The 13,136-nt window shown below is 44.5% G+C and carries 11 protein-coding genes and 1 pseudogene; 8 read left to right on the forward strand and 4 right to left on the reverse strand.

What is annotated here, in order from left to right; translation table 11 throughout:
• Positions 1 to 33: 33 nt before the first annotated feature.
• Complete coding sequence (locus AC5JPT_RS04465) at positions 34 to 1,308, reverse strand: LD-carboxypeptidase (RefSeq protein ID WP_493857261.1); 1,275 nt, start codon at positions 1,306 to 1,308, stop codon at positions 34 to 36.
• 262 nt (positions 1,309 to 1,570) lie between these two features.
• On the opposite strand from AC5JPT_RS04465, the gene AC5JPT_RS04470 reads away from it, so the two are divergent.
• Positions 1,571 to 2,083, forward strand: a complete 513-nt coding sequence (locus AC5JPT_RS04470; RefSeq protein WP_443526318.1) for a YkvA family protein — start codon at positions 1,571 to 1,573, stop codon at positions 2,081 to 2,083.
• Positions 2,084 to 2,242: 159 nt separating this feature from the next.
• Here the strand turns inward: AC5JPT_RS04470 and AC5JPT_RS04475 are convergent, their stop codons facing one another.
• Both AC5JPT_RS04475 and AC5JPT_RS04480 read right to left on the reverse strand, forming a co-directional pair.
• Positions 2,243 to 2,548: a hypothetical protein gene (locus AC5JPT_RS04475; RefSeq protein WP_493853011.1), complete on the reverse strand. Its 306-nt coding sequence runs from the start codon at positions 2,546 to 2,548 to the stop codon at positions 2,243 to 2,245.
• 100 nt (positions 2,549 to 2,648) lie between these two features.
• Positions 2,649 to 3,194: a hypothetical protein gene (locus AC5JPT_RS04480; RefSeq protein WP_493857262.1), complete on the reverse strand. Its 546-nt coding sequence runs from the start codon at positions 3,192 to 3,194 to the stop codon at positions 2,649 to 2,651.
• A gap of 405 nt (positions 3,195 to 3,599) precedes the next feature.
• Here AC5JPT_RS04480 and dnaQ point away from each other — a divergent pair, with 405 nt between their 5' ends.
• The 3 genes from dnaQ to nudC all read left to right on the forward strand — a co-directional run bounded on the left by dnaQ (position 3,600) and on the right by nudC (position 8,212).
• The gene (dnaQ, locus tag AC5JPT_RS04485) at positions 3,600 to 5,213 is read left to right on the forward strand and encodes a DNA polymerase III subunit epsilon (RefSeq protein ID WP_493857263.1); all 1,614 of its coding nucleotides are present in this window, start codon (positions 3,600 to 3,602) and stop codon (positions 5,211 to 5,213) included.
• Positions 5,214 to 5,472: 259 nt separating this feature from the next.
• Complete coding sequence (locus AC5JPT_RS04490; RefSeq protein WP_319050476.1) at positions 5,473 to 7,155, forward strand: hypothetical protein; 1,683 nt, start codon at positions 5,473 to 5,475, stop codon at positions 7,153 to 7,155.
• Positions 7,156 to 7,291: 136 nt separating this feature from the next.
• On the forward strand, positions 7,292 to 8,212 hold the full coding sequence (nudC, locus tag AC5JPT_RS04495; RefSeq protein WP_493857264.1) for an NAD(+) diphosphatase: 921 nt from the start codon (positions 7,292 to 7,294) through the stop codon (positions 8,210 to 8,212).
• A gap of 52 nt (positions 8,213 to 8,264) precedes the next feature.
• Here the strand turns inward: nudC and AC5JPT_RS04500 are convergent, their stop codons facing one another.
• Positions 8,265 to 9,194, reverse strand: coding sequence for a DMT family transporter (locus AC5JPT_RS04500; protein ID WP_493857265.1), 930 nt, complete (start codon positions 9,192 to 9,194; stop codon positions 8,265 to 8,267).
• A gap of 93 nt (positions 9,195 to 9,287) precedes the next feature.
• On the opposite strand from AC5JPT_RS04500, the gene AC5JPT_RS04505 reads away from it, so the two are divergent.
• The 4 genes and pseudogenes from AC5JPT_RS04505 to AC5JPT_RS04520 all read left to right on the forward strand — a co-directional run bounded on the left by AC5JPT_RS04505 (position 9,288) and on the right by AC5JPT_RS04520 (position 13,012).
• Positions 9,288 to 10,178, forward strand: coding sequence for a LysR family transcriptional regulator (locus AC5JPT_RS04505; protein ID WP_493857266.1), 891 nt, complete (start codon positions 9,288 to 9,290; stop codon positions 10,176 to 10,178).
• 408 nt (positions 10,179 to 10,586) lie between these two features.
• On the forward strand, positions 10,587 to 11,474 hold the full coding sequence (locus AC5JPT_RS04510; RefSeq protein ID WP_493857267.1) for an RnfABCDGE type electron transport complex subunit B: 888 nt from the start codon (positions 10,587 to 10,589) through the stop codon (positions 11,472 to 11,474).
• 91 nt (positions 11,475 to 11,565) lie between these two features.
• Positions 11,566 to 12,261 (forward strand): endonuclease III, encoded by a 696-nt coding sequence (gene nth / locus AC5JPT_RS04515; protein WP_493857268.1) that lies wholly within the window; start codon positions 11,566 to 11,568, stop codon positions 12,259 to 12,261.
• A 154-nt stretch (positions 12,262 to 12,415) separates the two neighbouring features.
• Positions 12,416 to 13,012, forward strand: a pseudogene (locus tag AC5JPT_RS04520) (DJ-1/PfpI family protein).
• The last annotated feature ends 124 nt before the right edge of the window (positions 13,013 to 13,136 follow it).

Consider the following 13,136-nt stretch of genomic DNA (forward strand, 5'->3'; position numbering starts at 1 on the left):
GTCCTTAGTGCTAAGCGATCAAGGGCTCAAGGGCTAAGTAGGCTGCCACAAGCCCTCTACATGAATAGCGTCAGCCTTGATAGTTGGATAGTCGCTAAATACCAGCTGATAGCCACCATCTGTATCAGGGTTGAGCTGGCACGTGGCACCAAGTGGGAAGCTGTGCTTTTGGCCGATATGACCAAAACGCATACCACTATAAACCGGCAATCCTGTTAGTTCATGCAGTTGGCGAATGACTGTAGCAACATCATAGCGCTTGTCATAACTGTCCTCGCCTGCACCAGACAACGCCCCAAGTACAATCGCTTGTTGATGTTTGAAGACACCTGCTAGGTACAAGTCATACAACATACGCTCAATACGATATGCCTGCTCCCCCACATCTTCTAAGAACACAATACCACCATCAATGCGAGGCAGATACTCACTACCTGCCAATGCAGATACCACGCTCAAATTACCACCCCAGATAGTACCTGTTATTGGTTTTGGCTCACCGCTAGCTAAGATACTAGGCAAATTTTGACTGGTCAAAGATGCGTCTTGTATGCTGATGGTTAAGCGAGGATTGATTAGCGCTTCAGCAAACTGCCGACAACTGACATGGTCGGGCGCTGATTTGCCAAACTCACTATAGAGCATGGGGGCCGCCAGCGAGCTCATTGACCCTTTTGCCAGTAATGCACACTGAAGAGCTGTCACATCGCTAAACCCTGCGAGTATCGTGCCGCGCTCTTTTGTGATACGACCAAGTGTCACCCAGTCAACCATGGGCAATAGTCGCATCGCACCGTAACCACCGCGGACACCAAGTAGGAGTTTTGGTGCCGCTATCGCACCAGTAGCAATATTTTGAAAGTCACTTGCCCGCTGGAAGTCCGTACCCGAAAAGCGCAAATACTGACGATTGGTAATTGTAGGATTATTTACTTTAAACCCCGCACAAGCCATACGATCCAATGCCAATTGGTTACGATCGTCACTGCCGCCCACATTGGAGCTGGCAAAAATCCGTGTCTCAATAGTTGGGGTAATACAGCGCGTTTGGGTTAGTGACGACTGTGAGGGTAATGATGAGTGCTCATCCGATAGTGCCATCGGTAAATCGTCTTTGGTCAGCTGCGATATATTATTAGCATCGGCAGTACTCGCGGCAAGTACTTGAGAGATGCCTTGAGTCGCTAATGCAACTGTGCCCGCACCGATACCCACTTGACGCAAAAACTGCCGGCGGTTTAGTCTGGCGCTGATACTAGTCACTAGTTTTGAGCGCTCATTTCTAGCTAATAGAGTGTTTGAACCCATACGTTACTACTGCCTATATACTTTTATTTTTGTTGTTTATCTATGCTGTGCGATTTTGTACTGATATATATTTATCGCAAGACATACTTATGTCCATACCCGTTACTATAGTCGTGCGCTCATATTGTAACGTATCTCACCAGCAGACAAGTTGCCCAACCTTTACCTATATTTACTTTTTCGCTACCGAGACACACAATATAGGTTGATTGAATTTGTTACTGTAAATACGAATTCATCGAAAATAAAAAAGGCAAAATTTATGTTTAATAAAAAAACGAACAAAGATAAAGCGCTTGACTCTAATTTGGAATATTTACTTAGTAAAGAAAGCAAACTAAAAGAAAAGCTAGAAGACAGCGGATACCTTGAACCTTTTAGTGATGATCTGATGCTATTTATGAGTCTTGTCAAAGACTATTACAAAGGTGACTACCGTAAGATTCCTTTTAAAACCATTTCAGCTGGCGTTGTTGGTGCGATATATACGTTAAACCCAATTGATTTGATTCCTGATTCTATTCCATTCATCGGTCATATCGATGATGCACTGGTACTTAGATTTTGCTTAAAACAAGCCAAAAAAGATCTGCAAAAATACAAAGAATGGAAACAAGAACAATCAGATGCCAAAGCTAAGTCAGAAGCCAAAAAAGATGCCGATAAAAATAGTGACGACAAGGCTATTACTGATAAAGAAACTAACAGTGATAAGAAAGATGGCGACAAGAAAGACAGTGATGAAAACAGCGCCGACCTAAAAAAAGCATCATAGCCATTAATTAACTAATCCAAGTAATCAATCGATCAAGTTTTGTGACACATTAAATGCTAATAAAACTGTATTATCGAACAAGCTGATAAACCAAAGCCACGACCGTTCATTTAAGATTCGGTCGTGGCTTTTTGCTGTCAGCCCATCTACTGGCATGCTTTAATCAGGGACATCGTATCTCGCTTTTTCTGGATTGAGTCCGAACGAATAGACAAAGGTTGCCACCAAACTATTGATAATAATAAAAGGTAAATCAATCGAAGCATGACCAAGTGCATAACGACCAATCAACCACGAAACAATGAGCATAATGATAAAAAACCCACCCAAATATGCCAAAATAGCAGGGTGCTTTAGATTGTAGGGCTGTTCAGGTGTCGGCTGTTTTTCTAATACATAGGTTCTTATCGCCCAGCCCGCTGCATAAGAAAATCCGCCTAACACGACATAACTGAAAAAATTCATATTGCTTAACTCTAATGGTATGACTGTTTATAGCAAAATACGGTTTTAAGATACGATCTAAAAATACTGTCTTTTATCAATAATGCTGAAGGACATCGTTTTAGATACTCTCATTGACATTATCGATAATAATATCAGCATGGGGATTACCTAAAATATCCGTATTGATATCATCACACTCTACTCGGTAGATAGTGTTGGCACCTCGGTAAATATAAGACAAGTACTCACTGTCTAACAGTGGGTCGATATTTGCATAGGAGGGCTTGACATGGGCCAGTACCAGCACTCGATCAGGACGACCAATAACCGCATCAACGTTGTCAGGGTCAATAGAGAAGAACTGCGGTATATCACTATTTTCAATCACCTCTAATGTCTCAGGATTATCCCAAACACGTTTGGCTGTGGCCGGCTCTTTCATCTGCATCACCCAAGCGCCTTCTCGTTGACTAACCTTTATCTGGGCAGGCTCGTCTTGGCTCACGGTATAGCAACCCTCAAAGACAGACAGGTCTGTCGCAACCTCACTATCTGCTTGAGTACTGCTATCATTACAAGCACTCAAAAAGAGCGCGCTACTGGCAGTCACACTGAGCATCAGATAAGTCAGTCTTTTATAAGAAATGTTTGAGCGTAAGGACATAATAGGGTTACCCTGCAGTTATGTGTTAAAAGCTGTCTTTGAGCGAATCATTATTGCATAATCATCAAAGCGACGTTATCAAAGCAATATCAAGGAGCCATCTAGAACCAGTTACCTATAACTGGTCATCTATAACTAGTTATCTACAACTTAGTTTCGCTACTTTTTGCTACGGCGCTTGTGTGTGATGTTGCTGGCAGTACGCTAATGTTATTTTAACAGAAAACAATCAGGTTACTATTATGTTGTGAGTAGACAGAAGGGTTTTGCGATTTTGTGCGTGGTGATTGCCCCTATTTATTATAGATTTGCTATACTCACAACGTCAGCACTTGGTACATATAGCATGAACAAGATGCTTTAGCACAATGCTATGCCTATCCTTTATCAGGTCAATATTCTTTTATGTCAGACAACGGTAGTAACCCTATGCCATCCATCACAGACAATGCAACCAATCCACTAGCCGCCAAAGCAAATACCACCGTCGCCTATACTGATGGCGCCTGCAAAGGTAATCCTGGCGCTGGCGGTTGGGGCGCGCATCTTATATTCAGTGATGGCAATACACAAGACCTATATGGCGGCGATACCGAAACCACCAACAACCGCATGGAGCTAATGGGTGCGATACAGGCCCTGACGCATAGTCCACATGAGCAGAGGCTTGAGATTTGGACAGACTCCAGTTATGTCCAAAAAGGCATTACCGAATGGATTGAAGGTTGGAAGAAAAAAGGCTGGAAAACAGCCAGCAAAAAGCCCGTCGCGAACAAAGACCTATGGCAGCAACTAGATAAACTGTGCCAGATGCGCGATGTGAGCTGGAACTGGGTCAAGGGTCATGCTGGACATGCTGGTAACGAAAAAGCAGATGAGCTGGCAAATTTAGGAGTCACATCAGATAGTGGTCATACAGCAATAGCTGAATCGGACATCACTAAAAAAAAAGACCACGTGACGTCTGATAAGACCCAGAACTCATCTAATGATGATTGGCTGAAGTTCGACCCATTGGGTTTAGATATGGCAGACGATGAGTATGAAGAAGACACATTAGAGGATGAGTCGCCGGTTCATGACTCCCATCAAGCTACTACCAGCACTACCACAAATAAAGATGATCGCGCGCAGGCTACGCATCATCACAGCAACAGCAATACCCCGACGATTATCAATGATATGCCAGAGGTCAAAACATCTATGACTGATACCACCATAAATAGCGACACAATGAGTATAGATCCTGATGCTCCTAAGTTTGATGGGGATACGAGCCGTGCCAACCCTCATTTCAAACCGCTGCTACCAAAACCAATACATCGTCATGAGGCAGATCGCCAGCTCATTATGGATACGGAGACCACAGGACTTGATGCCCTAAAAGGTGACCGAGTCATTGAGGTGGGTATCGTAGAGATGGTTGGACGTAAATTCACTGGTGAGAAACTACACGTCTACATCAACCCGCAGCGCGGCATGGATGAAGAAGTCATTCGTATTCATGGTATCTCTGAGGCGTTTTTGACTGATAAGCCTACTTTTGATCAAGTGGCACAGGCCTTATATGATTTCATGGATGGCGCTGAGATTATCGCTCATAACGCCACGTTTGATATGAACTTCTTAAATATGGAGTTTGCGAAAGTTGGTTTGAATGACTTTGCCAATCGGGTACAAGTCACTGACTCCCTGGTCATGGCAAAGCAACAATACCCTGGGCAAAAGAACACCCTAGATGCCCTAGTGCGTCGCCTAAACGTTGGCAAGCAAGACCGTACCTTTCACGGCGCCTTACTGGATTCAGAGATTTTAGCCGAAGTGTATTTGGCAATGACAGGTGGACAGGTCACCCTCGCCATTGAAGAGGATACTCAAACAGATGGTGGACAGACCGCTCATGCAAATTTCGCTGATTTGGCAAATTTATTGCTAGCATCATCTACAGACGAGACCGCCAATCAAAGCTGGTATAGCGCTTTGGCAGAAGACTACCCTGCACTCAACGCCAATCTCTAGCTGATGTCTAGTTGACGTTTGGCAGCTGATCGTCGTTAACTCAGCGCAAACAAATATAGGCAGTCAAGTGCCGAAGCACGATGCATACTGTAAACAAAATTGTCTAATATTCTGTTGCCGTCGACTGACTCCACATCAACAATTGTACAATATAGTCTTGATTATTATTAAATAAAACGTTAAAACATCACTAACAACTATTTTATAATTCGAATTTATACCATTGTTATTCTCATCAGTACATTATGGAAAAATACTTATGGACCAGTCTGCGCAAATGAAGTTAACCGCCCCTACGCTTAGTGTTACTGATTTTAATCTACCCTCCCTTCATTTGTTGCATGATGAGGTTGTCGCCACACTTAAGGATACTGAGATTCACTTAAGTGAGTTCAACGACGATAACAGTCAAGCCCCTTTATTATTAGACTCTATTGGTGTCCTAAAACAGCTGTCCCGTATTTTTAAACTGATCTCTTTGGTCGGTGCAGAGCTGTTGAACGATGCCATCGTTGATGGTCTACAGCGTCTTTATGATAGTGGCGATAATAATGATGTCGATCTAATCATGGATCTATCAGAAGCCATCATGACGTTGGATCGCTATATCGAGTTTGTCCTACTAACTGAATCGGTAGAGCCGACTTTATTATTACCCGTGGTCAACAAGCTTAATGCTCACGGGCAGAAACCGCCTATGGTTGTCGAAGACTTTGCTGCCTTTGGCAGCAGTAGCGTCATTATCGCCAATCCGGAACAAAATTTCGAACCGCTCAGCTCACTTAATTTGGATACAGAACTACTCACTGATGCGTATCGCAGTGGTCTTGGAGTAGCGCTACTGAATCAAGATGGCGATATCGATGCCAACGAGCAGCAAAGACTCGATGCGATGAGCGCTGCCTGTGCATTGATAGCGTCACAGACCAATAGTTTATTTTGGCAAGCAGCGACGACTGCTGTTACTGATCTTGCAGCGGTTATGCCATTAAGTTTGAGCCAAAAACATACGTTAATTTATTTAGAGCAGCAATTTCACAGCTATTTACCAGTGATGGACACACGCTTTGCTGATTTGGTTAGCTTTGCCTGCCAGCGTGATAGCGCAGCGGCACAGCACTTGCGTGAGCAGTATGCAAGTAACCATTTAGAAGGTACTCAGCTTGATGAAATGAAGCGTTTCTTGTTTGGTCCCAATCGCGCGCTTACCGATACCTTAAATACTATTATTCAAACGCAGATTGGTTCGATCAAAGAAAATGTGGACAGCTATGCACGTGGTGACTCGATCAATCCAATCGATATGCATACCGCACAGATAATCGAAGCTTTGACTGAGCTTAGCTCAGCGCTACGTCTGCTTGGACTGTCAAATGCTGCCAATAGCCTTAGCACCGCAGCAGACGCTGTCAGTCATTGGCAAGCGCCGTCACCAGATGATTTTGACCATTTATTATTGGCATTAATGCATGCAGAGAACGCAGCCATTGCCATGGCAGAGATGCATACACCAGGGGCGATTTATCTACCGCTAAACAACCCTCACATCTCATTGCATCAGCTCAATACAGCCAACGATACGCTGATACAAGAGAGTCGTACTGCTATCGCAAGTGTCGAGCAAGCCATCAATGACTACTTGGCAGAGCCTGAGCGTGATATGTTAAATATTCAAAACGTCCCTGGCATGATGCGTCAAGTCGCAGGTGCAGTACGCTTCTTACAGCTGCCTACTCCTGCTAGTATGCTGAGTCAATTGGCTAACTATATCGAGCAACGTATAGAAAGCGAACGACGCATTGAAGACAGCACATTGGCCTGCATCGCTGATGTCATTATGGCCGTCGATCATCATTTAGATGGCTTTGAGAATAACCGTCCTGTTAGCAAGCAAGCCCTTGATATTGGTCAGCAAAGCCTGAGCCACTTACTTGCTGCGTGATAAAGTGGTCTGAATGTCATGGTTATAACGTTACCGCCATGACATTTATCTTAACTATCATCGATAAGATCATTTACTTTAAATAAGTCTGTATCTAAGCCGATGCAGGTTTATCTCAAACTGTTTGGAAAACTTTATGGCACATGCTTTTGTACTGAGTGGCGACACTGTTCTATGTCGTCAAATGCCAGATGGCTGGTGGCCGTGGCAAATTGAACTGCCCTCAAGTCGCAATAACTCAGATGAGCCTGGTTATCAGGTTGGTCATGTCACGCTACACGAAAGCCTGTCGCCGCATCATTGGCTGTCCAATAGTACTGCTGATAACGAAGACGCTCAAACTTTTACTGCCCAAGCAACCACTGCCATGACTTATAATTATGCAGTCGCGCACGGCGTAACGCTGCCTATCATCGCTGAAAGCAGTGATAGTGTATTTGTCCCTTATCGCCAGCTGATGACTCATTTGCCAGTTGCTTTGTCAGATCAGATTAGCCAAGCCATACAATTATTGGGCTGGCAAGCAGATACACGATTTTGTAGTCGCTGTGCTAGCCCTACGGTGCATGCCAACCAAGGCGAACGTGCTATGGTTTGCCCTGTATGTAGGCTGCGCCAGTATCCTCGCGTACAGCCGTGCGTCATTACTGCCATTACTCGCCCAAACCCAGTGACCGGCGAGCTACAAATCCTATTGGCTCATCACCATCGCCATGGACAGCAAAAACTGCCACCCATGTATGGTTTGATCGCAGGATTCGTAGAAGTTGGAGAGAGTCTAGAGCATGCAGTCGTCCGCGAAGTGGCAGAAGAGGTGCATATTAGCGTTTCAGACATCCGCTATGTGAGCAGTCAACCATGGCCGTTTCCCTCTAACTTAATGCTAGGGTTTCGCGCGTCTTATGCCGATGGTGATATCATCATTCAAGAAGAAGAGTTATCACATGCTGACTTTTTTGATCTATCTAATCTACCTAGAATCCCGCCAAAAGGTAGCATCGCTCGAGATTTGATCGATCAAATTGCTACCGAGCAAGGCGTCTTACTATTAGATTAGAATGCGCTGATATCAGCGTGATGCTGCATTATATTGAGAGTTCTGTAGTGGCTCATGCATTGCGCAAGCCCACACGCTGATACTGCCATTCTACCAGTCTAGGTATCAACAATCCTGCAATCACAATCGCCATGCCTAACAATTGCAAAGCAGTCACTTGCTGACCATAAGCAAACGCGGTGAGCGCGGCAAATACGGGTACAAAATTGAAAAATAAAGAGGCATTGGTAGCGCCTACTTGCTTAACACCAGAAATCCATAGTAGATAACCACCAACCGTACCAAAGATACCAATGAACATCAGGTCACCAAAGACACTGCGACTGATCGCTAGGCTCTCTTGTATAGGGTGCACATCTGCGCTAAACAATACCATAAGTGAGATCACCCCAAGCCCTGATAACATACCAACCAAAGTATAAGGAATCATTGGCATCCAGCGACTGATACCTTGGGTCAGATAGGTATATAGACTCCAGCACAGCATGCCCAAAAAGATAATTTGATCACCATGATTGAACTCAAACCCTAATAGTTTGGTAAATGCGCCATCGGTCAGTACCAGTAGTACCCCAGAGAGACAGACCACCAAACTAAACAATGCGCCTCTCGTAGGGAACTGGCGCTGCGCCACAGAACCAATCAAAGAAGTAACCAACGGACTCAGCGCCATAATCAAGGCGCCGTTGTTGGCATTGGTCTGCGCCAAGCCTGTGAATAGCCCCAAGTTTAAGCCGCCAACACCGATGATAGAGACGCCAATCGCCCATGCCCATTGTTTTGGTGTGAGCGTTGGCAGTGGCATGTGCTTGTATTTTGCATAGAGGTACAGACATACCGAGGCAATACCGAAACGCCACACGACCAAAGTCAAGGCATCGACCTCATTCAAAGCGTGTTTGCCAACGGGAAAACTTGCACCCCAAAAGAAAGTGCACAGTAGCAAACACAATACGGCGGTGGTATTCGCTGAACGGCTCATATGACTTCCAAAAAACTTGCGAAAAGATAAGCACCAGTGTATATATTTTAAATACGGTATAAACAAGCAATAACGAGAGCATAGATTCCGAATATGAAATTTAACTACTCCCTTGACGATATGCGCAGCTTTTGTGCGGTTGTACGCTATGGTAGCTTTCGCCAAGCCTCAGTGATGCTTGATATGCCACTATCCACCTTGAGCCGCCGCATTGCCAAATTAGAGACCGATCTGGGACTGAGATTGCTCAATCGTGATGCACATCGTGTCCAGCTAACCCATGCCGGACAGCTGTATTATAAAAGCAGTGCTCATCTCTTTGACGAGCTAGAAAATGTCGCATCTTGCTTGCTACAAGATAAAGACCAAGCCAAAGGCACTATCAGAATCAGTGCCCCTGTCAATTTTGGTAGTGATATTTTAGCGCCGCATTTCAACGCCTTTTTGAAGCAATATCCAGATATCAACTTAGATTTACGTTTGTCCAATCAAACCATTGATATTGATGCGCAGGCAATTGATATTGCTTTTCGTATTGGTGAGCATAGTGCCGATCACTGGATTGGACGACAGTTGACCCATATTCGTTTTATGATTTGTGCCGCTAGCAATATCGATGTATCTGATATCCAAGTGCCTAGCGATTTGGCGAAGCATCCTACGGTACTGTGCACGCCTATGTCGACTTGGCATCTACAACATCGTATGACTGGAGAAGTACACACATACCAGCCCATGAACGATGTACGTCTAAGGGTTGATAATATCAGCCTATTGACTGGAGCTATTGCTGATGGTATCGGTCTAGGCTTTATTCCTGATTATGATGCAAATCCTTTGATCAACTCAGGCAGTTTGCAATGGGTACTGCCTGAATGGAATAATCAGCCAAGAGGCTGCCAGATGCTCTATCGTGACCGTGATAACATGCCTCATCGTATGCATTTATTAATTGATTTTATCCTCAAACGTTTTGGCAAATAAGTGCTACGCAAACACTCGTTTTGTAATACCTACTAGTATTATTAGGTTTGAGCCGATGGCACTAAGTCGTAATCGTTAGGTTTGGGCTTATAATTTTTGAGGATACTGTGGCTTTAAGGCAGTGCTGTTTTTTTGATAATGCTGTCTTTTTAATGTTGCTATTTTGGTATTTGATCATGATGTTTTACGACTGCAAATATGTTAATCTTTTGCGGCGCAAGACAAGAGCGATTATTATAGATTGTGCAGATAAACCGTATAGATAGACTGGTTAGCTATTAAACGTATGATGCTGCTAGTTAGACCTGTGATATATCTATAGCACATCCGGCAAGTCACTACTTATCTACATATTGATCCCTATCAGTGACACTACTGACAATGACTGACATTAAGGCCAGTAATACCATGTCTCAGACCGACGACTATCCACAAGCAGCATCACGTGTCACTAAAAATGCTGAGCAGACACGTTTGACAGACTTACCGATTTTGTTTAAATCACTACATATCGATACCCTGCCCGCTGAGATACAGACAAAAATTGCACGCGTGGATGCTTGTCTACCGCAAACACAATGCGGACTTTGTGAGCATCCAGACGGATGCCTGCCGTATGCAGCTGCTATCGTATTGGAGGGAGAGGCGTACAACAAATGCGTGCCTGGTGGTCAGCCAGTGACTGATGCGATCGCTCAGACGATTGGGATAGACACTCAGAGCCATACCCTGAGCGCTGCGCCCTCACAGTGGCCGATAGATATGAAATCTGGTCGTCCAACAGAGGTTCGTGCGGTCATCCGTGAGGACGACTGTATTGGCTGCACCAAGTGTATCCCAGCGTGCCCAGTCGACGCTATTGTCGGTACGGGCAAACACATGCATACGATCTTTACCGATTTGTGTACGGGCTGCGAGCTGTGTATCGCGCCCTGCCCTGTCGACTGCATCGATTTGGTCACTATTGATCGCGAAGTATCTGCACCTGAAAGACTGGCCGAACAAGAAGATTTGAGACAGCGCTACCACACGCATCTCAAACGTGTGACAGAGCAACTGGCTGATACCAGCAATAGCAGACCTGTGGTCAGTATGGTCGAAGCCAAACTGAATAATGCAGCGAGCCAGTCTCTAAACATCAGCGAAGCACAAGCAAAAAACACCATTGCAGCTGCCAAACTACGTACCAAAATCAAAAAGTTAGAGAAACAGCTTAGCGTCCGTGCTAATGACAAAAAGCAAGTAGAGCTTGAGGCGCTACAAGCAGAACTCGACTCACTGCAAGTAGCCCTATGATTACGTGATTGATACCTTAATAAGCAATATAATTGGTCTCACTATCATATAATTTTGCATACTCACTTCATTAGATAATAGCCATAACACCATGAGTAAAACGGTCAAACATAAGACAGCTGATACCCCACCTTCACGGCGAATGCCCAACCGCGATGTGCGTCCATTCTTCGAAAAGTTAGAAGCGGCCATCGATGAGCCCGTCACTGAACTGCATTATAAAAGCAACTTTGAGCTGCTGATTGCGGTCATTTTATCCGCACAGGCTACCGATGTGAGCGTTAATATTGCCACTCAGCAACTATATCCTGTGGCAAATACACCTGAGGCGATACTCGCGCTAGGTGAAGAGGGTGTCAAATCTTATATCAAAAATATTGGTTTATATAATGCCAAGGCCAAAAACGTCATCAAAACCTGCCGCGATTTGATTGAGAAATTCAATAGCACCGTCCCTGATAATCGCAAAGATTTAGAATCACTAGCCGGCGTTGGACGTAAAACCGCCAATGTGGTGTTGAACACCGCTTTTGGTCAACCTACTATGGCGGTTGATACGCATATTTTTCGGGTGGGTAATCGTACCGGTCTTGCTACTGGTAAAAACGTGCTAATCGTCGAAAATAAGCTGGTTGAACGTATACCCGATGACTTCATAGTTGACGCCCATCATTATCTTATTTTACACGGGCGTTATACCTGTCAAGCACGCACACCCAAATGCGGTGCTTGCCCTGTCTATGAGGAGTGCATGTTCAAAGACAAAGCTAAATTTTTAGAACTATAATGACCATTGATTGTTTGCCGTTTGATCACTGTGTTTTACTTTTATGGACCGATAAAGTATTGATGGTGTGATGACATGTCATGATATGGTGTGACAAGCTGCCATAATACGATAGCTGTACTTTATAAGAGATACTTTCAAATAAGGGTGCCACATGCGTACGATTACCGCGCTAGTGTTCGATGATTTTGAGACCTTGGATTTATTCGGACCCGTTGAGATGTTTGGGAGCTTGCCTGAGCATTATCGTATCCAATTTGCCTCAATGGCTGGTGGCATCATCCGCAGTAAGCATAACGTACCTATGCAAACAGTCGCTGTCAGCGAATTAGCCTGTCAGACGGATATTGTTTTGGTACCAGGCGGGTTTGGTACACGCCAGCTAGTCTACGATTCATCCTTTTTGCAAACGCTAACAACTCTCACTGATGAGGCTGATTGGGTACTGAGCGTCTGTACTGGTAGCGCCTTGTTAGCAAAAAGCGGCGTGTTAAATGGCAAGCGAGCAACCTCTAATAAAATGGCATGGCAATGGGTGACTTGTCAGTCGGATCAAGTGAATTGGATCAAGCAAGCACGCTGAGTCATTGATGGTAAGTTTTATACCTCATCAGGGGTTAGCGCAGGCATGGATATGGCACTTGGTTTTATCGCTGATAGACATGGCGTCGAGAAAGCCTACCAAGTGGCGCAACATACTGAATTTCGTTGGCAAGAAAATAGCGACATTGATGACTTTTACCGCCCTTAATCCATCACCAGTTACCTCACAACACCATACATTGCTAGAGTTTTACCTCGATACACGGTAAAATATGCTAATTTTTTGATTCGTTTTCGTCTTTCATTTTTCTATACATTTAATAATGACTGAG

The organism is Psychrobacter sp. H26 (assembly GCF_059073035.1).